This window comes from Mycobacterium sp., assembly GCF_035633495.1.
Classification (GTDB): domain Bacteria; phylum Actinomycetota; class Actinomycetes; order Mycobacteriales; family Mycobacteriaceae; genus Mycobacterium.
Genome location: NZ_DASQEU010000147.1, coordinates 1 through 23297, shown reverse-complemented (window position 1 = coordinate 23297; position 23297 = coordinate 1). Strand labels below are relative to the sequence as shown.

At 67.8% G+C, this 23297-nt stretch carries 25 protein-coding genes and 1 pseudogene; 11 read left to right on the top strand and 15 right to left on the bottom strand.

Annotation, left to right across the window (positions count from 1 at the left end; translation table 11 throughout):
- Nucleotides 1-17: 17 nt before the first annotated feature.
- From VET27_RS21500 to VET27_RS21490, 3 genes are all read right to left on the bottom strand, one after another.
- The gene (locus tag VET27_RS21500; protein WP_526521639.1) at nucleotides 18-767 is read right to left on the bottom strand and encodes an SDR family NAD(P)-dependent oxidoreductase; all 750 of its coding nucleotides are present in this window, start codon (nucleotides 765-767) and stop codon (nucleotides 18-20) included.
- Nucleotides 768-947: 180 nt separating this feature from the next.
- The gene (locus VET27_RS21495; RefSeq protein WP_526521638.1) at nucleotides 948-1745 is read right to left on the bottom strand and encodes a family 1 encapsulin nanocompartment shell protein; all 798 of its coding nucleotides are present in this window, start codon (nucleotides 1743-1745) and stop codon (nucleotides 948-950) included.
- Nucleotides 1742-2767, bottom strand: a complete 1026-nt coding sequence (locus VET27_RS21490) for a Dyp-type peroxidase (protein ID WP_526521637.1) — start codon at nucleotides 2765-2767, stop codon at nucleotides 1742-1744. Before VET27_RS21490 ends, VET27_RS21495 begins: the two co-directional genes overlap by 4 nt.
- A 50-nt stretch (nucleotides 2768-2817) precedes the next feature.
- On the opposite strand from VET27_RS21490, the gene VET27_RS21485 reads away from it, so the two are divergent.
- The 5 genes and pseudogenes from VET27_RS21485 to VET27_RS21465 all read left to right on the top strand — a co-directional run.
- On the top strand, nucleotides 2818-4074 hold the full coding sequence (locus VET27_RS21485; RefSeq protein ID WP_526521636.1) for a M18 family aminopeptidase: 1257 nt from the start codon (nucleotides 2818-2820) through the stop codon (nucleotides 4072-4074).
- Between the two features lie 15 nt (nucleotides 4075-4089).
- Complete coding sequence (locus VET27_RS21480; protein ID WP_526521635.1) at nucleotides 4090-4437, top strand: VOC family protein; 348 nt, start codon at nucleotides 4090-4092, stop codon at nucleotides 4435-4437.
- Nucleotides 4438-4531: 94 nt separating this feature from the next.
- Complete coding sequence (gene purL, locus VET27_RS21475) at nucleotides 4532-6805, top strand: phosphoribosylformylglycinamidine synthase subunit PurL (protein ID WP_526521683.1); 2274 nt, start codon at nucleotides 4532-4534, stop codon at nucleotides 6803-6805.
- A complete protein-coding gene (locus tag VET27_RS21470; protein ID WP_526521634.1) occupies nucleotides 6802-8505 on the top strand; it encodes an alpha/beta hydrolase in 1704 nt (567 codons plus the stop codon). Before purL ends, VET27_RS21470 begins: the two co-directional genes overlap by 4 nt.
- Nucleotides 8505-9141 (top strand): annotated as a pseudogene (locus VET27_RS21465) (Rv0804 family intramembrane glutamic endopeptidase); the annotation flags it as partial. The gene VET27_RS21470 and the pseudogene VET27_RS21465, both read left to right, overlap by 1 nt.
- Here the strand turns inward: VET27_RS21465 and VET27_RS21460 are convergent.
- Nucleotides 9121-10326 (bottom strand): MCE family protein, encoded by a 1206-nt coding sequence (locus VET27_RS21460; protein ID WP_526521633.1) that lies wholly within the window; start codon nucleotides 10324-10326, stop codon nucleotides 9121-9123. The pseudogene VET27_RS21465 and the gene VET27_RS21460 overlap by 21 nt on opposite strands.
- Before the next feature lie 16 nt (nucleotides 10327-10342).
- On the opposite strand from VET27_RS21460, the gene VET27_RS21455 reads away from it, so the two are divergent.
- Entirely contained in the window at nucleotides 10343-10735 is a 393-nt protein-coding gene (locus tag VET27_RS21455) for a sterol carrier family protein (protein WP_526521632.1), read from the top strand.
- Between the two features lie 116 nt (nucleotides 10736-10851).
- A complete protein-coding gene (gene purF, locus VET27_RS21450; RefSeq protein ID WP_526521631.1) occupies nucleotides 10852-12387 on the top strand; it encodes an amidophosphoribosyltransferase in 1536 nt (511 codons plus the stop codon).
- 3 nt (nucleotides 12388-12390) lie between these two features.
- On the opposite strand, the gene VET27_RS21445 is transcribed toward purF, so the two are convergent.
- Nucleotides 12391-13368: an NAD(P)H-binding protein gene (locus tag VET27_RS21445; RefSeq protein WP_526521630.1), complete on the bottom strand. Its 978-nt coding sequence runs from the start codon at nucleotides 13366-13368 to the stop codon at nucleotides 12391-12393.
- Nucleotides 13369-13442: 74 nt separating this feature from the next.
- Complete coding sequence (locus tag VET27_RS21440; RefSeq protein ID WP_526521629.1) at nucleotides 13443-13877, bottom strand: cupin domain-containing protein; 435 nt, start codon at nucleotides 13875-13877, stop codon at nucleotides 13443-13445.
- Between the two features lie 50 nt (nucleotides 13878-13927).
- On the opposite strand from VET27_RS21440, the gene purM reads away from it, so the two are divergent.
- A complete protein-coding gene (gene purM, locus VET27_RS21435) occupies nucleotides 13928-15007 on the top strand; it encodes a phosphoribosylformylglycinamidine cyclo-ligase (protein WP_526521628.1) in 1080 nt (359 codons plus the stop codon).
- 33 nt (nucleotides 15008-15040) lie between these two features.
- Here the strand turns inward: purM and VET27_RS21430 are convergent, their stop codons facing one another.
- Both VET27_RS21430 and ygfZ read right to left on the bottom strand, forming a co-directional pair.
- Nucleotides 15041-15232, bottom strand: a complete 192-nt coding sequence (locus VET27_RS21430; RefSeq protein ID WP_526521627.1) for a DUF3073 family protein — start codon at nucleotides 15230-15232, stop codon at nucleotides 15041-15043.
- A gap of 145 nt (nucleotides 15233-15377) precedes the next feature.
- A complete protein-coding gene (gene ygfZ, locus VET27_RS21425; RefSeq protein WP_526521626.1) occupies nucleotides 15378-16457 on the bottom strand; it encodes a CAF17-like 4Fe-4S cluster assembly/insertion protein YgfZ in 1080 nt (359 codons plus the stop codon).
- Between the two features lie 61 nt (nucleotides 16458-16518).
- On the opposite strand from ygfZ, the gene VET27_RS21420 reads away from it, so the two are divergent.
- On the top strand, nucleotides 16519-17358 hold the full coding sequence (locus VET27_RS21420; protein WP_526521682.1) for an aminodeoxychorismate lyase: 840 nt from the start codon (nucleotides 16519-16521) through the stop codon (nucleotides 17356-17358).
- A 248-nt stretch (nucleotides 17359-17606) separates the two neighbouring features.
- Here VET27_RS21420 and VET27_RS21415 read toward each other — a convergent pair whose 3' ends face one another.
- From VET27_RS21415 to lmeA, 7 genes are all read right to left on the bottom strand, one after another.
- Entirely contained in the window at nucleotides 17607-18251 is a 645-nt protein-coding gene (locus tag VET27_RS21415) for a nitrobindin family protein (protein WP_526521681.1), read from the bottom strand.
- Nucleotides 18252-18457: 206 nt separating this feature from the next.
- A complete protein-coding gene (locus VET27_RS21410; protein ID WP_526521625.1) occupies nucleotides 18458-18760 on the bottom strand; it encodes a DUF1416 domain-containing protein in 303 nt (100 codons plus the stop codon).
- Between the two features lies 1 nt (nucleotide 18761).
- On the bottom strand, nucleotides 18762-19595 hold the full coding sequence (locus tag VET27_RS21405) for a sulfurtransferase (protein ID WP_526521624.1): 834 nt from the start codon (nucleotides 19593-19595) through the stop codon (nucleotides 18762-18764).
- A 36-nt stretch (nucleotides 19596-19631) separates the two neighbouring features.
- Nucleotides 19632-20096 carry a DUF4395 family protein gene (locus tag VET27_RS21400; RefSeq protein WP_526521623.1) on the bottom strand — a complete coding sequence of 155 codons (465 nt, stop codon included), beginning with the start codon at nucleotides 20094-20096 and terminating at the stop codon, nucleotides 19632-19634.
- Nucleotides 20097-20181: 85 nt separating this feature from the next.
- Nucleotides 20182-20298: an Ms5788A family Cys-rich leader peptide gene (locus VET27_RS21395; RefSeq protein WP_526521622.1), complete on the bottom strand. Its 117-nt coding sequence runs from the start codon at nucleotides 20296-20298 to the stop codon at nucleotides 20182-20184.
- 5 nt (nucleotides 20299-20303) lie between these two features.
- Nucleotides 20304-20729, bottom strand: a complete 426-nt coding sequence (locus VET27_RS21390; protein WP_526521621.1) for a thioredoxin family protein — start codon at nucleotides 20727-20729, stop codon at nucleotides 20304-20306.
- Nucleotides 20726-21541, bottom strand: a complete 816-nt coding sequence (gene lmeA, locus VET27_RS21385) for a mannan chain length control protein LmeA (RefSeq protein ID WP_526521620.1) — start codon at nucleotides 21539-21541, stop codon at nucleotides 20726-20728. Before lmeA ends, VET27_RS21390 begins: the two co-directional genes overlap by 4 nt.
- Nucleotides 21542-21698: 157 nt before the next feature.
- Here lmeA and VET27_RS21380 point away from each other — a divergent pair, with 157 nt between their 5' ends.
- Together VET27_RS21380 and mshD are read left to right on the top strand one after the other, a co-directional pair.
- Nucleotides 21699-22484, top strand: coding sequence for a winged helix-turn-helix transcriptional regulator (locus VET27_RS21380; protein WP_526521619.1), 786 nt, complete (start codon nucleotides 21699-21701; stop codon nucleotides 22482-22484).
- Nucleotides 22481-23297, top strand: an 817-nt coding sequence (gene mshD, locus VET27_RS21375) for a mycothiol synthase (RefSeq protein WP_526521618.1), incomplete at its 3' end; no start/stop codon positions are given. The genes VET27_RS21380 and mshD, both read left to right, overlap by 4 nt.

The window sequence follows — 23297 nt, the reverse complement described above, 5'->3', positions numbered from 1 at the left end:
CGCCGAAGTCGCACGCGTTAGGCGGCCGGGCGGATCGCCAGCGCCCCACCGCCGATGGTCAGGATCGCGCCGTTGACGTAGCTCGCCCCCGGTGAGGCCAAGAAGGTGACCGCGTTGGCGATCTCGTCGGGGTCAGCGGTACGGCCGAGGGCCGTCGTCCGGCCAAGGCCCTCGATCAGGTCACCCTCGAAATTCGCGGTACCCAGGGTCTGCGTGGGACCGGGAGCGGCCGCGTTGACCCGCACTCCCTGGCTGCCGAACTCGTCGGCCCACAGCTTGGTGAGCAACTCGAGCGCTGCCTTGCTGGCGCCGTAGATGCCCGCGCCTGCTGCAGGCGAGCTCGCCACGACGGTCGTCACGTTGACCACCGAACCGCCACCACGCGCGATCATCCCGGGTACCAGCTTCTGCACCAGGAGGTAGGGCGCCCGCAGGTTGGTGTTGATCTGGTCGTCGAAGTCGGCGTCGACGGTGTCGAACGTCGGCGCGAACCGGTAGATACCCGCGTTGTTCACCAAGATGTCCACCGCGCCTGCCTCGTCGGCCAAGCGACGGACGTCGTCGGCGACGGATACGTCAGCAGCGACGAAACGTGCTTTTCCGCCCGCATTTTCGATGTCTTGAACGGTCTTCGCGCCGCGCTCCCCATTGCGGCCGTGGACGACGACCTCGGCACCTTCCGCGGCCAGCTGGGTCGCGATGGCGTAACCGATGCCTGCGGTGGCACCGGTTACTAGTGCGGTCTTTCCCGTAAGTGTGTTGGTCATGGGACTCGCCTCCTGGGCGTTGACGTTGTGGTGAAGCCATTTACCACAAGCCCAGTAATGGAATATCTATTCCATATCCTCGACAGGTCGCCGCGAGTGTGCGTCGAGTTGGATTTTGACCCGGCGTGTCGCCAGCAGAAACGCACGCTCGCGGGAAGGTGAGGGGGTCTCGCGGAAAGGTTAGGGGGTGAGGGCGACCGAGGCCTCCGCGGTGTAGCAGAGGAACGTCAGCGTCTCCTCGAGGTACAGCTGCACGCTCGCGGCGTCGTGCGACAGGTAGCCGATCGACACGTCGGTGCCCAGCTGCAGATCGAAGTCGCCGCCGCGGGTGGACAACACGAACGCGCCGTCGATCGCAGGCGCCCAGATGATCTCGCCGTCGATCAGCCGGTTCAGGTGTTCTCGGATCGGATAACCGTGCTCGGTGGTTTCGCTGACCTGCGTGTAGACGTCGGCCGACAGCAGCACGCAGTACGGCCCGTCGACGCCGGCTAGCCGCAACTCGCTCAACGCCTGGGCGATGTAGTCGGGGATCTCCCGCGGATCCGACGGCAGCGCCAGTGCGGGGTTGGAGCTGCACTTGCGGATGCCTCCGATCTGCGCGGCCTCGTAGCCCTCGAAAATCGCGCGGTCCTCGGCGAACGCCAGCTGCTTGGCGGCCTCCTTGACCGGATCCCAGTCGGAGTCCTGTGAGCCACGCTCGACGTCGTCGACGTCCGTGCGCGAGATGGTGAACGGCACCCGCAACCGCACCAGCGGCCTGCTCTCGCGAAGGTGGGCCACCACGCCCTCCCCCGGGGGCGTGACGTCGACCAGGTGACCGGTGCTGATCGCCGCTGTCACGGGCCCGCCCGGCTCGCTGACGTCGACCACCCGGCGCCCGGCGATGTGTCGCTTGAAGGTCCGGGTGGCCCTTAATTCGATTGCACCCCAGGCGCCTTCGGTGATCGGCGCCAGTTCGCGATAGAGGTTGTTCATTGGGGATGTCCTTTCAGACTGCCGATCGACAGGGAGCCGGTGGGGTTTGAAGTCTTGGCGGGTGCGGGCGGTGTCGCGGCGGCCTCGTCGCCGGGCAGCGGCGGCGGGTCGTCGAGGAAGTCCGCGGTCGGGGTGAAGAACATGCACCCGGTGATCGCAGTAGAGAAGTCCAGTATCCGGTCGGTGTTGCCGGGCGGGTCACCGATGAACATGTTGCGCAGCATCCGCTCCGTTACCGCGGCGGTGCGCGAGCAACCGATGTAATACGTGCCGAACTCCGCCTTGCCGATCTCGCCGAACGGCATGTTGTGTCGCAGGATCTTCAGCTCGTTGCCGTCGTCGTCGGAGATCACGTTGAGCGCCAGGTGGGAGTTGGCCGGTTTCACGTCGTCGCTCAACTCGATGTCGTCGAGTTTGGTGCGGCCGATCACCCGTTCCTGCTCCTCGGTGGAAAGCGAGTTCCACGCGCCCATGTCGTGCAGGTACTTCTGCACGTGGACGTAGCAGCCGCCGGCGAAGTCCGGGTCCTCGTCACCGATCTGGGTGGCGTGCACGCGCACCGGCCCGTCCGGGTTCTCGGTGCCGTCGACGAACCCCATCAGGTCGCGGTTGTCGAAGAACTTGAACCCGTGCACCTCGTCGACGACCGTGACGGCGCCCGCCATCGACCCGACGATCTTCCCCGCCAACTCGAAGCAGACGTCCAGTGACTCCGCCCGGATGTGGAGCAGCAAGTCGCCAGGAGTGGACGGGGCGTGATGGCGCGACCCGTGCAACTCGACGAACGGGTGCAGTTCGGCCGGCCGGGGACCGGAGAACAGCCGGTCCCACGCGTCGGAGCCGATCGAGACCACCGCCGACAGCTGCTTCGTCGGATCCCGGAAGCCGATGGCGCGCACCAGACCCGAGACGTCGGCCAGCGCGTCGCGCACCGCCTTAGCGCCCGCGTCGATCGTCGCAACCACGAAGATGGCCGCCGGGGTCAATGTCGCCAGCACCGGTTGCGGAACAAGATAAGGCACATCTGGACCCGAGCGCCACCATCGCCGAGAACGGCGGTCAAGATGGAATGATGGCAGCTAGCCCCCAGAGTCTCTGCGACTTCATCGACGCATCGCCGTCGCCGTTCCACGTCTGCGCGACCGCGGCCGAGCGATTGCGCGCGGCGGGCTTCACCGAACTGACCGAGGGCGAGGCATGGCCATCCGAAGGTGGCGGCTACTTCACCGTCCGGGCCGGTTCGCTCGTCGCGTGGAAGTCGGCCGACGCAGCGGCGCCGTTCCGGATCGTCGGCGGGCACACCGACAGCCCGAACCTGCGGGTCAAGCAGCACCCCGACCGGTTCGTGTCGGGGTGGCAGGTGGTGGCACTGGAACCGTATGGCGGCGCCTGGCTGAACTCGTGGCTGGATCGCGACCTCGGCATCAGCGGCAGGCTGTCGCTGCGGGGATCTGCCGGCGTCGACGACGTGCTGGTGCGCATCGACGATCCGATTCTGCGGGTTCCGCAGCTGGCGATCCACCTGTCCGACGACCGCAAGGGCGTGTCCCTGGATCCGCAGCGCCACGTCAACGCCGTCTGGGGCGTCGGCGACCGGTCCCGGCCGTTCGTCGACTACGTCGCCGAGCGCGCGGGCGTGGACCCCGGCGCGGTTCTCGCCGCTGATCTGATGACCCACGACCTCACCCCGTCGACTCTGATCGGCCCCGATCGCGATCTGGTCAGCGCCCCCCGCCTCGACAACCAGGGCACCTGCTACGCGGGTTTGGAGGCGTTCCTGGCCGCCGAACCCGGGGAGCATCTGCCGGTGCTCGCGCTGTTCGACCACGAGGAGGTCGGCTCGATGTCCGATCACGGTGCGCAGTCCGAGCTTCTGCCGACGGTGCTGGAGCGCATCACACTGGCCGCAGGCGGTGTGCGAGAGGACTTCCTGCGCCGCATGTCCGGCTCGATGGTGGCCTCGGGGGACATGGCCCACGCCACCCATCCCAACTACCCCGAGCGGCACGAGCCCAGCCACCTCATCGAGGTCAACGCCGGGCCGGTGCTCAAGGTGCAGCCCAATCTGCGCTACGCCACCGACGGTCGCACCGCGGCGGCGTTCGCGCTGGCGTGCGCCCAGGCGGGAGTGCCGATGCAGCGGTACGAGCATCGCGCGGACCTGCCGTGTGGGTCGACGGTCGGGCCCATGACGGCGGCGCGCACCGGAATCCCGACGGTCGACGTCGGTGCGGCGCAACTGGCGATGCACTCGGCGCGCGAACTGATGGGCGCGACGGACGTCTCCGCCTACTCCGCCGCGCTGCACGCATTTCTGTCACCGGGGTGATCTAGCGTCTAACCCATGAGTCTCGACATAGCTACGTTCACGTTCGATTGCACCGATCCCGATGGTCTCGCTGCCTGGTGGGCCGGCGTGTTGGCAGGTGAGGTCAACGCGGTGGTACCAGGAGAATTCGTCCTGGTGGCCCGTGAAGGTGGGACCCCAATCGGCTTCCAGCGGGTGCCCGACCCGACGCCCGGAAAGAACAAGGCGCACCTGGACTTGCACACCGCCGACATGGAGGCCGAGGTGGCCCGGGTCGTCGAGCTCGGTGCCCGGGAAGTCGAACGCAACAGTTTCGGCGATGACTTCGAATGGGTGGTGCTCGCCGACCCGGAGGGCAATGCGTTCTGTGTCGCGGGTGGCTGACCGACCGGGCAATCGCGGCCGAGATGGCCGCCCGTGCGTCCCACCGGGCCGAAGCCAATAGAATGGCTCCGTGACGTCCGGGTTCTCCCACGAAGTGGACACTGTCGAGCAAGCATCTACCTCCCCCGATCAGCCGCAGCCGTTCCGTGAACTCGGTCTCAAGGACGACGAGTACCAGCGGATCCGCGGCATCCTCGGCCGCCGGCCCACCGACGCCGAGCTCGCCATGTACTCGGTGATGTGGAGCGAACACTGCTCCTACAAGTCCTCGAAGGTGCATCTGCGCTACTTCGGCGAGACCACGACCGACGAGATGCGTGCGGGCATGCTCGCGGGCATCGGTGAGAACGCGGGCGTCGTCGACATCGGCGACGGTTGGGCGGTGACCTTCAAGGTCGAGTCGCACAACCACCCGTCCTACGTCGAGCCGTATCAGGGCGCGGCCACCGGTGTCGGCGGCATCGTCCGCGACATCATGGCGATGGGCGCCCGCCCGGTCGCGGTGATGGATCAGCTGCGCTTCGGCGCCGCCGACGCGCCCGACACCCGTCGCGTGCTCGACGGTGTCGTCCGCGGCGTCGGCGGCTACGGAAACTCCCTCGGCCTGCCCAACATCGGCGGCGAGACCGTCTTCGACCCCTCTTACGCGGGCAACCCACTGGTGAATGCGCTGTGCGTCGGGGTGCTCCGCAAGGAGGACCTGCATCTGGCCTTCGCGTCGGGTGCCGGCAACAAGATCATCCTGTTCGGCGCCCGCACCGGGCTCGACGGCATCGGCGGCGTGTCGGTGCTCGCGTCGGAGACTTTCGGTGGGGACGAGGGCGAGGGTCCGGGCCGCAAGAAGCTGCCGTCGGTCCAGGTCGGTGACCCCTTCATGGAGAAGGTCCTCATCGAATGCTGCCTCGAGCTATACGCGGCGGGGCTGGTGATCGGCATTCAGGATCTCGGCGGTGCGGGATTGTCCTGCGCCACTTCTGAACTCGCATCCGCCGGCGACGGCGGCATGGCGATCGAACTGGACAGGGTGCCGCTGCGGGCGAAGTTCATGACCCCCGCGGAGGTGCTGGCCAGCGAGTCGCAGGAACGCATGTGCGCGGTCGTGGCGCCGGAGAACGTGGACGCCTTCATGGCGGTGTGCCGCAAGTGGGAGGTGCTCGCCACCGTCATCGGCGAAGTCACCGACGGCGACCGGCTGCAGATCACCTGGAACGGCGAAACCGTCGTCGACGTGCCGCCCAGGACCGTCGCCCACGAAGGCCCGATCTACGAACGCCCGGTGGCGAGGCCCGACACGCAGGACGCCTTGAACGCCGACACGTCCGCGGCGCTGCCGCGGCCCTCAACGGGTGACGAGCTGCGCGCGACTCTGCTTGCGCTGCTGGGAAGTCCGCATCTCTGCAGCCGCGCGTTCATCACCGAGCAGTACGACCGCTACGTCCGCGGCAACACCGTCCTCGCCGAGCATGCCGACGGTGGCGTGCTACGCATCGACGAGGCCACCGGCCGCGGCGTCGCCATCTCCACTGACGCGTCCGGGCGGTATACGTTCCTCGATCCGTACACCGGTGCCCAGCTGGCACTGGCCGAGGCCTATCGCAACGTCGCAGTCACCGGCGCCACGCCGGTCGCCGTCACCAACTGTCTGAACTTCGGCTCGCCCGAGGATCCCGGCGTCATGTGGCAGTTCTCTCAGGCCGTGCGTGGACTCGCCGATGGCTGTGCGGCACTGGGTATTCCGGTCACCGGTGGCAACGTGAGCTTCTACAACCAGACCGGTACGACCGCGATCCTGCCCACCCCGGTCGTCGGCGTGCTCGGCGTCCTGGACGACGTGAGGCGACGTGTGCCCACGGCCTTCGGCACCGAGCCGGGCGAGACGTTGATCCTGCTTGGAGACACTCGCGACGAGTTCGACGGTTCCATCTGGGCCCAGGTCACCGCCGATCACCTCGGCGGCCTGCCGCCGAAGGTCGACCTGGCCCGCGAGCAACTGCTCGCCGAGGTGCTGGTCGCGGCGTCCCGGGACGGGCTGATCTCCGCTGCGCACGACTTGTCCGAGGGCGGGCTCGTCCAGGCCGTCGTCGAGGCCGCGATGGCCGGCGAAACCGGTTGTCGCCTCGTCCTTCCCGAGGATGCCGACCCGTTCACCTTCTTGTTCTCCGAATCCTCGGGGCGGGTGCTCGTCGCCGTCCCACGCACCGAGGAGAGCAGGTTCCGCGCCATGTGCGAGGCGCGCGGCCTGCCCGCCGAACGCATCGGTGTGGTCGACGAGGGTAGCCAGTCCATCGAAGTCCAGGGCCAGTTCTCCGTGAGCCTCGACGAGCTGCGCCGCACGTCGGAGGGCGTGCTGCCCGGACTGTTCGGGTGATTGAGGAGCGCCATGCGCTACTGGTCTGGGCGTGGAGCCTGGTCCGCCTCGACTTCGGCGGCGTCGCCGTCGCTACCGTGTTCTTCTGCCTATCACTGACGCCATCGCTGCTCCCACGGGACTGGCTGTTCCAGGGTTTGATCGGAGGCATCACCGCGTCGATCGGCTATGCCATCGGCGTCGTGCTTGCAAAGGTGTTCCACCGCATTGCGTTACACCATCGACAGTGGTGGCCACCGCCCAAGAAGACGCTGAACGAGATGAAGTTCGGTATCGTCGTCGTCTCGATCGTCGTGTGCGTGTCGATGCTCATTCCCGCCGCCGCCTGGCAGCGCCAGGTGTCGGCCGAAATGGGCATCGACGGGCCCACCACGTTGGGATACCTGCGCACGCTCGTGGCCGCCGTGCTGGTCGGCGGAACGTGCGTGGGCGTGACCAGGGTGCTCTACGATGCGATCAAACTCCTTGCCAGAGTGTTCATCCGGCGCTGGCACCTCCACCAGGAGGTTGCCATGTTCATCGGGACGGCGATCGTCGTCGTACTGGTGATCACCCTCGTCAACGGCGTGCTCTACCGCGGCTTCCTGGTCGGTGCCAGCCGGGTGTTCCAACCGCAGAACTACACGACACGCGTCGGCGTCTCCGAGCCCACGGAGCCCGAGAAGTCGGGAAGCCCTGCGTCTCTTGCGCCGTGGGACACCCTCGGATTCCAGGGCCGCAACTTCGTCGCGACCGGACCGCACGTGGCCGAGCTCAGCAGACTCAACGGCCGTCCCGCCAAGGAGCCGATCCGCGTGTATGCGGGACTGGAGACCGCCGACTCCGACGGGGCCAGGGCGGAGGTCATCGTCCGCGAGCTGATGCGCACCGGCGCGTTCGACCGCAAGCTCCTCGTCATCGTGCCCACCACGGGGACGGGATGGATCAATCCGGTCGCCGCCAGAGCGATCGAGACCATGTACAACGGGGACACTGCGCTCGTCGGCGTGCAGTATTCGTATCTGCCCAGCTGGATCTCGTTCCTCGGGGACCGGGAGAAGTCCGTCGAATCGGGCCGGGTTCTCATCGACGTCGTCCACGATCGCTGGTCACGCCTCCCTCCCGACCGCAGGCCCAAGCTGGTGCTCTACGGGGAGAGCCTCGGGTCGCTGGCGGGTCAGGGTGCGTTCCCGTGGCTCCCCGACGTCGCGCGGAGGAACTTCTCGGCCGTGCTGTGGGTGGGCCCGCCGAACGAGAGCTCGCTGTGGAGTGGACTCGTGCAGCGGCGAGATCCCGGAACACCGGAGGTCGAGCCGCGTTACGACAACGGCCGCACGGTGCGCTTCTCGCAAGCGATCGACAGCGCCGACATCGCCGAGATCACGAAGCCGGAGTGGGAGGGCACCAGGGTGTTGTTCCTGCAGCACGCCTCCGACCCGATCGTGTGGTGGTCACCGAGGCTGGTGTTCTCCCGCCCGGACTGGCTCGTCGAGCCGGCGGGGCTAGACCGTACGACGTCGATGCGGTGGTACCCGATCGTCACCTTCTGGCAGGTCAGTGCAGACATGACCAACGCTTCCGGCATCCCCGCCGGGCACGGGCACAACTACGGCGACTCCGTGCTCGACGGCTGGGCAGGCGTCATCCCCCCGGACGGCTGGACGACGGCGGACACGGAGCGGGTGCGGGCAGCGCTGCAGCAGGTCGGGGGCGAATACTGATGCTGCCCAGTCGAATTCGGGCGCTGACACTGGCGGTCGCTCTGGTCGGATGGAACGGTGTGGTGGCGCCGAGGCTCCCGCCGCGCTGGCTGGTCCCCGTCCACGCGGCGCTCGGCGGAGCACTCGTCGCGACGACCGACGCGCCGCTAGGGCTTCGGCCACCTGCGGTGAGGCGCGGCGTGCGACTAGGTCTCGCAGTCGCCGGTGCAGTGGCGGTGGCGGTGGCGTCGTCCACGACGGTGCCACCCATTCGCCGCAGCATGAACCAGCGCGAGCTGCCACGGCCCGTCGTCGCATGGCTGTTGGTGCGCATCCCGATCGGCACGGTGTGGTCGGAAGAGGCCGCGTTCCGGGGCGCGTTGGGAACCGTTGCGACACAGGCCGTTGGGCTGAAGTGGGGCCGCGTTCTGCAGGCGACGGCGTTCGGGCTGTCGCACGTCGACGACGCCCGCGGAGCCGGTGAATCGATCGTCGGAACGGTGCTCGTCACCGCAGCGGCGGGCTGGGCGTTCGGCTGGCTGTACGACCGCTCGGGAAGTCTCGCCGCGCCGATGCTCGCTCATCTTGCGATCAACGAGGCAGGAGCGGTGGCGGCCCTGGCCGTCACCTCGACGTTCAGGGATTGATCGTGAGCTCGCCGATCTGACGACCCCACACATAGTCGATGGCGATGGGCTGGCCGAGGTCGATGTGGTTGTAGGGCGCAATGCTGTAGCCGGTGTCCATCACCAGATACGGGTGCGGCCACAGGTCGTAGGTGACCTTCTGCCAGCACCCGGGCCGACCCTCGGGCCCGCCGTGGGCGTTGATGCGCGGCAGGTTGTCGGGATAGATGTATGGATTGCCCGCCCCCATCACCGTCCCGTAGGCCGCGAGCGAGTAGCCGTTGTCGCCGCCGAGGGCCTTCGCGATCCTCGGACCGACGTCGTGATAGTTGCGCAACGTGCAGAAGGTCATGCCGCGATAGTCGTCCAGCAGCTTGGTGGTCGGCACCAAGTCCGCCGCGCTGCGGACGAGGAAGGGGCCGGCGCGCTCCAGCGGATCCGCGGCCGTGTTGGCGAATCCGATCGAGGCCATCAGCGCAGCGTCGATTTCGCGGCTCTGCGCGTTGAGCGTGCGTGCCGTGGTGACCGACGCGTCCAGGCCGTCCCACAGGTTTGGCGAGACGTCGGCGTAGACGTCGGCCAGGTCGGCGGTGCGTGCGATGTCCAGGCGAATCCGAGGCATCAGCGGATTGACGTCGTCGAGGATCACTTTGGCGTTCTCCAGGGACTCGCCGAATTCGTTGCCAAGACCAGTCAGCGCCTCGGCCGTCGCGGTGAGTGTCTGGTTCAGCTTGATCGGGTCGACCTTGGTCGCGATGGACGAGACCGTTTCGAACAAGGTGTTGAACTCGGTGGTCACCGACTGCACCCGGATCACGTCGCTGCGTGAAATCGGTTGCAGCGACGGCCTTTCTGGCGAGTTGAACGACACGTACTTGTTGCCGAAGACGGTGCTGGCCCTGACGTCGGCGACGACGTTGGACGGTATCGACGCCAGGTATTGGTCCTTTACCTCGAGGGTGATCATCGCCTGCTGGGCACCGTCGACCTCGGCGGCGTCGATGCGCGCCACCCGCCCGATCTCGACGCCGTTGAGAGTCACCTTCGAACCGGGGTCCACCACCAGGCCGGCACGGCCCGAGATCACGCGGAGTTCGGTCTGCTCGACGAAGTCGCCGCGGTACTGCTTGGCGAGCAGAAACCCGAAGGGCACGACGACCGCCAGCAGCACCGCTCCCGCCAGCTTGTATGGCGGCCGGTGGCGGTCGAAAGCCATTTTGGGAGACTAGGGTATGGCCGCCCGGCGTACAGCGGATCCGACGAAGACCCGCGCGGCCGTATCGGCGGTCGCGGACTGGATCCGCGACGACACCGTCGCGACGCCGGCGCGAACTGCGCTTGCCGAAGCCGTGCGCCTGACGGCCAGGACTCTGGCCGCATCGGCGCCGGGGGCGAGCGTCGAGGTCAGGGTTCCTCCGTTCGTTGCGGTGCAGTGCATCTCGGGCCTGGCCCACACCCGCGGAAACCCGCCCAACGTGGTCGAGACCGACCCGCGCACCTGGCTTCGACTGGCCACCGGGCTACTCACGATGGCCGACGCCGCCGCGAACGGGGCACTGCAGTCCTCGGGATCCCGCGCCGGCGAGGTCGCCGACTGGCTGCCCATCGTCGAACTGCCGAAATGAACGGTCGTCTTCGCGCGTTGAAGGATTCGCCGACACCTCACTTCGATTCCACCTTCGAGCGATGTTGACCGTAGACTGAGCAACGTCACCCACAGCCCCCAGGGAGCAGACTGATCGTGACCGCCGAGCAGATCGAGCAGACGGAAGACGAACCCAAAGAAGAATGTGGCGTCTTTGGCGTCTGGGCTCCTGGCGAGGACGTGGCGAAGCTCACGTACTACGGCCTGTATGCCCTGCAGCACAGGGGCCAGGAGGCGGCGGGCATCGCCGTCGCCGACGGCTCCCAGGTGCTGGTGTTCAAGGATCTCGGTCTGGTCAGCCAGGTGTTCGACGAGCAGACGCTCGCCGCGATGGAGGGCCACGTCGCCATCGGTCACTGCCGCTACTCCACCACGGGTTCGACCACGTGGGAGAACGCCCAGCCGGTGTTTCGCAACACCGCCGCGGGTACCGGTGTCGCGTTGGGCCACAACGGAAACCTGGTCAACACCACCGAACTCGCAGCCCGTGCCCGGGAAGCCCGCCTGACCGGCATGCGGGGCGCCCCCTCGGCGACGACGGACTCCGACATCCTCGGCGCGCTGCTCGCGCACGGCGCCGCGGACGCCACGCTGGAACAGGCTGCACTCGAGCTGCTGCCGACCGTTCGCGGTGCGTTCTGCCTGACGTTCATGGACGAGAACACCCTCTACGCCGCCCGCGATCCCCATGGCGTGCGGCCACTTTCGCTGGGCCGGCTCGACCGGGGGTGGGTGGTCGCCTCGGAGACCGCCGCACTCGACATCGTCGGTGCCTCGTTCGTGCGCGACATCGAACCAGGTGAACTGCTCGCCATCGACGCCGACGGCGTGCGCTCCACCCGGTTCGCCAACCCGACGCCCAAGGGCTGCGTCTTCGAGTACGTCTACCTGGCCCGGCCGGACAGCACGATCGCCGGTCGGTCCGTGCACGGCACACGGGTCGACATCGGCAAACGCCTCGCCCGTGAGAGTCCCGTCGAAGCCGACCTAGTGATCGGCGTGCCCGAATCCGGCATCCCGGCCGCCGTCGGCTATGCCCAGGAGTCCGGCATCCCCTACGGCCAGGGACTGATGAAGAACGCCTACGTCGGCCGCACGTTCATCCAGCCGTCGCAGACCATCCGCCAGCTCGGCATCCGGCTGAAACTCAACCCCCTCAAGGAAGTCATCCGCGGCAAGCGCCTCATCGTCGTCGACGACTCGATCGTCCGCGGCAACACCCAACGCGCGCTGATTCGGATGTTGCGCGAAGCGGGAGCCGTCGAGGTGCACGTCCGCATCGCCTCGCCGCCGGTCAAGTGGCCGTGTTTCTACGGCATCGACTTCGCCACCCCGGCCGAGCTCATCGCCAACGCGTCGAATGCGGGAGCCAACGAGACCGAGATGCTGGACGCGGTGCGCCGCGCCATCGGCGCCGACAGCCTCAGCTACATCTCGCACCACGGCATGATCGCCGCCACCGAGCAGCCCGCGTCACGCCTGTGCTCGGCCTGTTTCGACGGGGAGTACCCCATCGAGCTGCCCAGCGAGTCCGCACTTGGCAAGAACGTCATCGAGCACATGCTGGCCAACGCGGCGCGCACGGGTATGCAGACCGAAAACGACAACGCCTCAGCCCTGCGCCGCCCCTGAAGGCTACTGCGGCGCAGCCGAACTGAAGCGGATCAGGTGACGACGACCCTTGCCCGTCGTCCCGTCCTGCTCCAAGGCCTTGACCACCGATTCCCGGTATCCCGTCAGTCCACCCGCCGGTGGCGGGATGACGGCGTCGATGTCGTGCTCGGACATCACCGCGTCATGCTCGAGCGACTCGACCAGCGGCCGCGCCAGGCCGGACGGGATCGGCGTCACCAACCCCACCCACCAGCTGGCGATGCTCGGCGTCAGCAACGGCAGCGCCACGATGACCCGCCTGCGCAGCCCAGCTTCCTCTGCGTAGATCTGCATCGCGTCGGCGTACTCGAGCACGTCCGGACCACCGACGTCGAACGTGCGTGACTTCTCCAGCGGCGCGTCGGCGGCCTCGACCAGGTAGTGCAGCACGTCGTCGATGGAGATCGGCTGGATCTTGTTGCGCACCCACTTCGGCGTGGTCATCACCGGGAGCCGGTCGGTGAGGTGACGGATCATCTCGAACGATGCCGAACCGGAGCCGACCACGATGCCCGCCTGCAGCACCACCGTCTCGACGCTCGACGCCATCAAGATCTCGCCGACGGTGTTGCGAGATTTCAGGTGTCGAGATAGTTCGCCCTCCGGGTGCAGCCCCGACAGGTAGACGATGCGACGCACCCCGGCCTTCTCGGCGGCCGCGGCGACGTTGCGTGCCGAGCGCTCCTCCTCGCGGACGAAGTCGGAGGACGTGCCCATCGAGTGGACGAGGTAGTAGATCACGTCCACGCCGTCGAACGCCGCCACCAGCGAATCGGGATCGCTCAGGTCGCCGCGCACCACCTCGGCCTTGTCGCGCCAGGGCGCATCGCGCAGTTTGTCCGGCTTGCGCGCCAACGCCCGCACGGTCTGACCGCGGTCCACCAGCAGCGCGGCAAGGTGCCCGCCGATGTACCCGGTCGCTCCCGTCACCAGTGAACGGCGAGACTCAACGTCCGACACCCAGGCCTCCGTCCATCGCTTCTTGCTTCCCAAGGTATCGGAACAAGTCTAGGTACAGATGTCCGGCCGACGGCCTACTCAAACGGACAGCCGGGATTCGGCACGTCGACGGACAGGGGATCGCCTGCCGCATCGATGTAGACCACCCACATCACGACGGGGTCCGAGCCGAGGTTCCGCCCGAGGTGAACGTCGTCCGGACCGCTTCCCTCGGTGATCGGTGAGCCGGGCGGATAGATGCCGTCGACCGAGCAGTCCTCGACGTTGTGGGTCAGCGTGCCCTTCCGGATCACGCCGAACACCCGACCAGGGTGCCAGTGCCACCCGGTACTGCCGCCCGGTGCGATGGTGATCTGCTTGGTGACGTAGTCGTGCCCGTCGACGGTGGCCTGGGACAGGGTTTCCGCCCCGAGGTCGATGCCCGGGGTGGCCGACGCGGCCGCCGCCGAACCCAAGGACACCAGAATGACCGCCATTGAGGCGGGCGCCAGCCAGCGAACGTCGCTCATGATGAGTCAGCGTGTCACGAGCCTGACCGCGACAGGTACCCTTGGGCGCGATGAGCGAGGATCAGAGGACCGGCGACACCGGCGCCTCCTACGCATCTGCCGGGGTGGACATCGAGGCGGGTGACCGTGCGGTCGAACTGATCAAACCGCTTGCCAAGAAGGCGACTCGACCGGAGGTACGGGGAGGCCTTGGTGGATTCGCCGGGCTGTTCGCGCTGCGGGGCGGATACCGCGAACCGTTGCTTGCTTCGTCCACCGACGGCGTCGGCACGAAGCTCGCGATCGCCCAGGCGATGGACAAGCACGACACGGTCGGTCTGGACCTCGTTGCGATGGTCGTCGACGACCTCGTCGTGTGCGGGGCCGAGCCACTGTTCCTCCAGGACTACATCGCGGTCGGCCGTACCGTGCCGGAGCGTGTCGCCGAGATCGTCTCGGGTATCGCCGACGGTTGCGTCATCGCGGGGTGCGCACTGCTCGGCGGCGAGACCGCCGAACACCCTGGTCTGATGTCTCCCGATCACTACGACATCTCCGCGACCGGGGTCGGCGTGGTCGAGGCAGACGACGTTCTCGGACCTGATCGGGTCAAGCCGGGCGACGTGATCATCGCGATGGCGTCGTCCGGACTGCACTCCAACGGATACTCACTGGCCCGCAGGGTGCTCTTGGAGATCGACCGCGGCAACCTGGCCGGACACGTCGAGGAGTTCGGACGCACGCTGGGCGAAGAGCTTCTCGAGCCGACCCGCATCTACGCCAAGGACTGCCTCGCGCTGGCCGCCGAAACCCAGGTGCGGACGTTCTGCCACGTCACGGGCGGCGGGCTGGCCGGGAATCTCGAGCGCGTCATCCCCAACGGGCTGAGTGCCGAACTGGACCGCGGTACCTGGACGCCGGCACCGGTGTTCGCGATGATCGCGCAGCGAGGGCGCATCGAACGTGCGGAGATGGACAAGACATTCAACATGGGTGTCGGCATGGTCGCCATCGTCGCGCCGGAGGACACCGACCGTGCCCTGGCGATCCTGACCGCCCGTCACCTCGCCTGCTGGACCCTCGGCACCGTACACAAGGCGGGCAAGGGGAAGTCCCGCGCTCAGCTGGTCGGGCAGCACCCGAGGTTCTGATCGCGGGTCGTCAGCCCGGGGTGGAGTTACCGCTCAGCGTCGCCAGTCGTCGTCGTCGACCCACCGGTCGTCTACCGGCCCGTCGCCGTTGAGAGTGTCCGCCGGCTCGGGGGAACCGGCACCACCCAGTTCCTGCTGTAACCGTTGAAAATCGGTTTGTGGCGAGCTGTACTTAAGGTCACGAGCAACCTTCGTCTGCTTCGCCTTCGCCCGGCCGCGGCCCATGGGGACCCCCTCGCGCAATAACGGAGCGGCCCGATTAGCAGGCGGCTCCGATCTGAGTGTGTTTATCGTCCTGTCAACACTTTACCGTGCCTAGCGGTCTCATGCTGGCAGGCCCGTCCCCGCGGCGAGCGCGGCGACCCACGGTTCAACGCTGGTTGCTCCGCAGACGTTCCACGGCGAGTCGCCCGGCGCCCACCGCGGCGGCCGCGGGCAGCGAATCCGGGTCGATCAAGGCGTTCACCGGCGTTTCGCCACCGGTGGTCAACTCGGTGTCGGCGGGCACGCCACGCTTGAGCAGCGCGACGGCGATCGGACCGAGATCGACGTGGTCGACGACGGTGCCGAGCCGTCCGATCGAGCGTCCACCAGCCAGAACCGGGTCGCCCGTCACCGGCCGATCCGCGGAACCGTCCAGATGCAGAAGGACCAGCATCCGCGGCGGCTTGCCCAGGTTCTGGACGCGCGCGACGGTTTCCTGGCCGCGATAACAGCCCTTGTCGAGGTGAACCGCGCCGTCACCCGGCCCGCCGATCCACCCGACCTCGTGAGGAATGGTCCGCTCGTCGGTGTCCACGCCGAGCCGGGGCCGCAGCGTCGCCGCACGGTGTGCTTCGTACGCCCAGACGCCTGCCGGCCGGACTCCGGCAGCGATCAGCCGGTCCCGCCAAGCGGCGACGGCATCGCGCGGAACCACCAGATCAACCTCGCCCGCGCGAAGTGTGCGCACGAATCCGCCGTCTGCCAGCGGAGAGGCGGATGCCACCTCGGGCAGCGCCGGGATGCCGATGGCCTCGAGAACGGCCGGATCGCCCACCTGCGGTCCCAGCAGCGACAACACCGCCAGCTCCGCGGGGTCGGCGACGACGTCGGCCCAGAAGATCATCTTGCGCAGGAAGGCCAGCAGCGGCTCACCGCGCCACGGCTCGGTGTCGATGAACGTGACGCCGTGGAGCTGCGTCTGCAGCCAATGATCTTCGACACGGCCCTGCGCGTCGAGGCTCAGGTTCTCCACGACGGCGCCATCGGGAAGTTCGCTTACGTGCTGGGTGGTGATCGTGTGCAGCCACTTCCGGCGCTCGTCGCCCGTGAGTCGAATCGTCGCCCGGTGCGAGCGGTCCACCACCACGACGCCGGTCTCGGCCGCGCGTTGTTCTCCGAACGGGTCGCCGTAGTGCCACGTGGCACCGGCGTCGGGACCGGACTCGGGCGCGGGGATTGCGGACATCCCTCCAGCGTACGGAGGGCAGGCGCCATTACCCTCATGCCCCATGGCGGCCCGCAGCGAGATCGTCGTCACGCTCGTCGGCGAGGTCGTGACGGCGGACCATCCCGTCGGGCACGTCGACGACCCGATGTTCCTCCGCGGTGACGGCGTGTTCGAGACCCTGTTGGTCCGCGACGGTCGGGCTTGCCTGCTCGAAGCGCACCTCGAGCGACTGGGGCGCTCCGCCGCGATCGTCGGACTGCCGAGGCCCGATCTGGATCGGTGGCGGGTTGCGACGCTCGCCGCCTCGGCCCGGTGGGCCGAGGGCAGTGAGGCGGTGCTGAGGATGGTGCTCGGACGCAATCGGGATGGTGGAGCGACGGGGTTCGTCGCCGTGTCCGAGCTTCCCGACCGGGTACTGGCGTCGCGGCGCGACGGGGTGTCTGCGATCACGCTGGATCGCGGACTGACGGCGGGCGGCCCGACGACCACGTCATGGTCGGTGACGGGGGCCAAGTCGCTGTCGTACGCCGTCAACGCCGCTGCGCTGCGTCACGCCGACCGTCTCGGCAACGGTGACGTGGTTTTGGTGAGCGCCGACGGATTCGTTCTGGAGGGGCCTCGGTCGAGCGTGGTGATCGCCGACGAGAACGGTTCATTGGCCACCCCGCCGACGACCATGCCGATCCTTCCCGGCACCACGGTGCAGGCGCTGTTCGACGTTGCCCGCGCCCGCGGCACGTCCTGCGAAGAACGGCCACTGAGAGTCGAAGATCTGTCTGCCGCACAGGGTGTTTGGCTCTTGTCCAGTGTGACGCTGGCCGCGCGGGTCCACACGCTGGACGGACAGCGACTACCCATGGCGAACGCGGCTGTCGAGGTGACCGCACTCGTCGACGACGCCGTCGCGCGGGACCGCTGAACCGTCGCCGAAAAATCGGTTGTCGGTCCTTGTATTCGGGAGTACCTTCGCTCTTACACGTGAGAGGAGGTGGTCCGAGAATTTGATTGACTCATGGACAAGTGAGGTGGCTGCCCGCTAGCAGCACCGGGTGTTTACCAGCGTGCGCTGGCGAATTCCCAGCAGTCACCCGGCCCCCGAGCCCCTCGGTCCGTCCAACCAGGAACCACAGGCTCGGGGGTCGCTCCATGTCTGGACCCAGGGCGTGACTAGCCGACGTGTCGCGACAGGCGTGCGGACAGATGGGGGATGAGCCCGCCGTCGGCGTCGACCCTCTCCTCGACGTACGCGAGGTCGCCGCCCTCGATGATTCCGTACAGTCGCTTCGCGCCACCGACGAGCACCCCCGACTTGCTGCGGGCGAGTGCATCGGTCGCCAACTCCCACGACGACTGGTTCCGTGGGTGACCGTAGAACAGTTCGACGTATCCGGAGGAGTGGGCCAGGAGCAGCTCGATGGCTTGGGACTCCGCGGGATCGTCGGGGTCGTTCACGAATCGCCAGAACCCGGACTCGCGAAGCGACGGGCCTTGGTGTTCGCCGGATTCGGAGAGCAGCCAGGAGCGCGCTTCCCAGTTGAGGTATTCGCCCCCGTCGTGGGAGACGACGATCTGCTGACCGAACGGGTAGTCGCCATTTGCGCTGCGACCCGTGCCCTCACCGCGCCACACCCCGACGAGCGGCAGCAAGGCCAGCAGGGCGTCGTTGAGGCTGACGCCTTCGCGGAGGTTGGCGGTGTCGGCCGGGACCGGCAGATCGTCGAATGACGGGAGGTTCCGCGCGGCCGTGACCTTCGCGCGCTCGATGGCAGCCGCTACCGCACGGTCTGCAGAGCCGGGAACGGGCGAACCCACTGAACCCGATGCCTCATTCGGGACTTCGGGGTTCTGGTCAGCCGTCACAACTCGTCGGTGATCAACCGGTACACCGCATACAGGGCGAACCAGGTGATGACGACGACCGCCACGATCAGCAGGATCTCGAAGAAGAGCACCACGCCGTCGAGTCTAGTTCGTCAACGGTGCCCCGATTCGCCGGGGCACCGCTCCTCGGAGGGAACCTAGGCGACCTTGACGTCGACTTCGTGGATGCCCGCGCCCGACGGCGCGACGCTGGCGTCCCCGTTGCCCGCCGGCGACAGGGCGCGCAGCGTCCACGTGCCGGGGGCGGCGAAGAACCGGAAGTCACCGGTCGCCGATGCGACGACCTCGGCGGTGAACTCGTCGGAGGCGTCGAGCAGGCGCACGAACGCCCCGCCGACGGTCTGGCCGGAGCCATCGACGACACGGCCGGTGATGACCGTCTCCTTCTCGGGGTCGACGCTGGAGGGCAACGTCAGTCCTTGCTTCGGTGCAGAGCACATATCAACTTCCCAACTCGATCGGGGCACCCACCAGGGAGCCGTATTCAGTCCAACTGCCGTCGTAGTTCTTGACATTGGTGTGGCCGAGGAGTTCCTGCAGCACGAACCAGGTGTGCGACGAACGCTCACCGATCCGGCAGTAGGCGATGGTCTCCTTGGAGCCGTCCAGGCCTGCCTCGGCGTATAGCTTCTCGAGGTCGGCGTCGGACTTGAAGGTGCCGTCCTCGTTGGCCGCCTTGCTCCACGGCACGTTGATGGCACTGGGAATGTGGCCCGCCCGCTGGCTCTGCTCCTGGGGCAGATGCGCAGGCGCGAGGATCTTGCCCGAGAACTCGTCGGGGGAGCGCACGTCGACCAGGTTCTTGGTGCCGATGGCGTCGATCACCTCGTCGCGGAAGGCGCGGATCGCCGTGTTGGGTGCGGCGGCCTCGTAGGACGTCGCCGGGCGGTTCACCGCGTCGGCGGTCAGCGGACGGCCGTCGAGCTCCCACTTCTTGCGGCCTCCATCGAGCAGCTTGACGTCCTGGTGTCCGTACAGCTTGAAGTACCAGTACGCGTACGCCGCGAACCAGTTGTTGTTCCCGCCGTAGAGGACGACGGTGTCGTCGTTGGCGATGCCCTTGTCGGACAGCAGCTTGGAGAACTGCTGCTGGTCGACGAAGTCGCGCTTGACGGGGTCCTGCAGGTCATCGCGCCAGTCCAGCTTGACTGCGCCGGCGATGTGACCACCGTCGTACGCGCTGGCGTCCTCGTCGACCTCGACGAAGACGACGCCTGCCGCGTCGAGATTGCTCTCGGCCCAGTCGGCGGCGACCAGGACGTCGGAGCGTGCCATGGATGAAATCCCTTCGATTGCTTCGGTTTTCGGTGTTTAGGCCGGGACGGGTGTCTTGCGGAAACGTGCGACGAGCGGGTAGAGCTGGCAGCCGAGGCAGATGCCGAAGGCAGCGTTGAGGAAGGCCGCGACCAAGGCGAACGCGGTGAGAACGAGGCCGACCGTGGCCAAGCCCGTGGCGAAACCGATGGCTCCGACGGCGGCGAACACCAACCCGACCAGCTGGGCGAACCTGTGCGGCGGAACCGGCTCCCGCTCAGTCACCGGGCCGAGCCGTGGCGCGACGAACCTGGCAAACACGCGGCCGTAGGGATGTCTGCGCGGGCCGCCGACCGCTCCGATCGCGAACACGACTGCCTGCAATCCGAGCACGATGGCGGTGGCCGCGGTGCTGTACGCCGACGCGACGAGGGCGATGACGATGACCGCGGTGGCGACCCATGCGGTGAAGCGCGGTCCCCGCACGTCGACCTGGTCTGGTCCGGTGGTCCGGTTCGGCACGAAGCTCTCCTGCTGTTGTCACGAAACTGGGCGTGGGCATGCCAGAACGGCTGCTCCGAGGGCGACGCGAGGTACGCGAAGCTGCTCAGCAGCTACAACAACAACAGCAACAACCTGCAACGCGGCACAGATCGACTGCGCGGCGCTTGGTCAGCCTGAGCTCGAGGCGGGTGGACACGCCCGACAGCCTACCCAATGACATGGTCGTCAGGCCAATAGCGGTTCGAGAGCCGACCGCAGGTCAGCGGCCTTGGGCACGCCCAAGCTGCGGTACCGCTGTCGGCCGTCACCGTCGAAGATGAACGTGGTGGGCAGCGACATCACTGAAAGCTGCCGCGCGGCGGACGGATTGGCGTCCATGTCGATCTCGACGTGCGTGACCGCGGGCAGCTCGGCGCACACATCGTCGACCACCGGTCGCACCCCTGCGCAGGGCCCGCACCAGCCCGCGCTGAAGTGCACGATCGCGGGCCTACCCGCTGGCAGGCCGAGTTCGGGGACCTCGCCGCCGAACGAGACCCCCTCGGTGCTGCGGAGCACGCCCTCGCGTCTGGTGAGCACGCGTCCGATGACGAACGCCACCGCCAGCGCGGCCACCACGACACCGATGACGACCGGAAGTGAAGAGCTCATGACTGTCTGAACCCGTCGAGGGCGATGTTTACTCCCGGGGCGATGCCTTCGATGATGATGTCGGAGCCACGCGCGCCCTCGGTGGTGGGCGCGATCCCGAACGGCAGCTTCATCCCCGGCATCTTCGTGCCGAACGCCGCGAGGACGGCGGCCCTCTTGTCGTCCGGCACCGACTGGTCCGCCGTTCCCGCGCCGGTGAGGACGTCGGTGGCGGTGAAGACGAGCGTGGTGTAGTCATCCTCGGGTGTCGACAGGTCCACCGACACGCTGACCCGCTCGTCGAAACCCGCCGCGGTGGGCGTGCCCGTGAACACCAGCCCGCGACTCTCGGAGATCCCCGACTCCGTCGTCCCTCCGGTGGCGTCGTTGGTCTCCTTGGGTGGCGCTTCGACGAGCAGATCCTTCACGCCAATGAAGCGGCCGACGTGCGTCGAGTCGACGATGATGCGGCTCTCCAGCTTGCCGACCGGCAGTCTGGAATCGGGGGTGACGAGCCACGACGTCTCGGTCAGGCCCACGTTGTGCAGCGTCGCCTCCAGTGAGACCTTCCCCACGATGGGGTGGTCCACGCCACCCGCCCGGATCTCCACTTCCTTGAAGCGGTGACCCGTCGCCTGGGTGATGAACGGAAACCCGAGAATGCCCACCCAGGGGTCGAAGGGCAGGTCGTTGGCCGCACGCACGCTGCGCGCCCAGCGGAATTCGGCGTAGATGGCTGCGCCGAAGTCGGCGCCGAGGATTCCGACGGCCAGGGTCGTCACCGTCGCGACGAGTCCGATCAGCAGCTTGCGCACCCGGACATTCTGGCCCACGAGGATGCCGCCGGGATGCTCAGCGCGGCTAATTAGCAGGTTGCACGCTATCGTTATGCCAGCGTCGGCCGGTAACGGCGGCGTGTCCGCCATGAATCTGGGAGATTGCCCGGACACCGACGTCGGGTGATCTTCCCGAAATGCGCTGGAGGACCCGTTGGATCTTTTGCTACTGACCGTCGACCCGCACCCCGAGTCGGTCCTGCCGTCGTTGGCGCTTCTGGCGCACAGCGTCCGTGCGGCGCCGACCGAGGTGTCCTCGCTTCTGGAGGCGGGCAGCGCGGACGTGGCGATCGTCGACGCCCGAACCGATCTTGCCGCGGCCCGCGGACTGTGCCGGCTGCTGGGCACCACCGGGACGTCGGTCCCCGTCGTCGCCGTCGTGAACGAAGGCGGCCTAGTCGCCGTGAACGTCGAGTGGGGTCTCGACGAGATCATGCTGCCCAGTACGGGACCTGCCGAGATCGACGCCAGGCTGCGATTGCTGGTTGGGCGTCGTGGCGGTGCCGCCGATCAGGAGAGTGCGGGGAAGGTGAACCTCGGCGAGCTCGTGATCGACGAGGGCACCTACACTGCCCGGCTTCGTGGTCGCCCGCTCGACCTCACGTACAAGGAATTCGAGCTGCTCAAGTATCTGGCGCAGCACGCTGGCCGGGTGTTCACCCGAGCGCAGCTACTACAAGAGGTGTGGGGTTACGACTTCTTCGGCGGCACCCGCACCGTCGACGTACACGTGCGACGCCTCCGCGCCAAGCTCGGCCCCGAGTACGAGTCGCTGATCGGCACCGTCCGCAACGTCGGTTACAAGGCCGTACGACCCGCGCGCGGCCGCCCGCCCGTGCCCGATACCGACCCGGGCGACGACTTCGACGACGCGGACGCCTACAGCCAGGACCCGGCAGGCTTCACCGAGGGCCTGGGCGACCCGCTGCGCACCCAGTGAGTGTAATTGCCTGGCGGACAAATCTTTCCGACGAAGAGCAGCACCGCATCAAGGACGTCGTGGGCGCGGCGGCCGCGGCGGACGGGACCGCACCCGTCGGGGACCAGGTGCTCCGCGAATTGCCGCACGACCGCACCGGGCACCTCGTCGCGGCAGTCGACGGCGTCCTTGTCGGCTATCTGAATCTGGTGCCCGCTGCGGAGGACGCACCTGCGATGGCCGAGGTAGTCGTCCACCCCGAGGCCCGCAGGAGGGGCATCGGGTCGGCGCTGATCCGCACCGGCCTCGCCGAAGGGGGCGACGGCGCCCGCGTCTGGGCACACGGCAACCTCGCGCCGGCGAGGGCCACGGCCGCCGCCCTCGACCTCGTCGCAGCCCGTGAGCTTCTGCAGATGCGGCGCCCGCTCCGTGACCTCCCGCCGGTGAAGGTCGCCGACGGCGTGGTGCTGCGCACCTATGCCGGGCCGGACGACGACGCGGAGTTGCTACGGGTCAACAACGCCGCCTTCTCCTTGCACCCCGAGCAGGGCGGCTGGACCGAGGCCGACCTCGTCGAGCGACGCGGCGAGCCGTGGTTCGACCCCGAGGGACTTTTCCTGGCCGTCGGCGAGACGACCGGCGCACTGCTGGGATTCCACTGGACCAAGGTGCACGGCGCGTCACTGGGCGAGGTGTACGTCGTCGGCGTCGATCCGAACGCCCAAGGCCGCGGGTTGGGCGCAACGCTGACGCTGGTCGGTCTGCACCACCTCGCGGACCGCCTCGGGGGCGATGCCGAGGTGACCCTTTACGTCGAGGCTGATAACTCAGCCG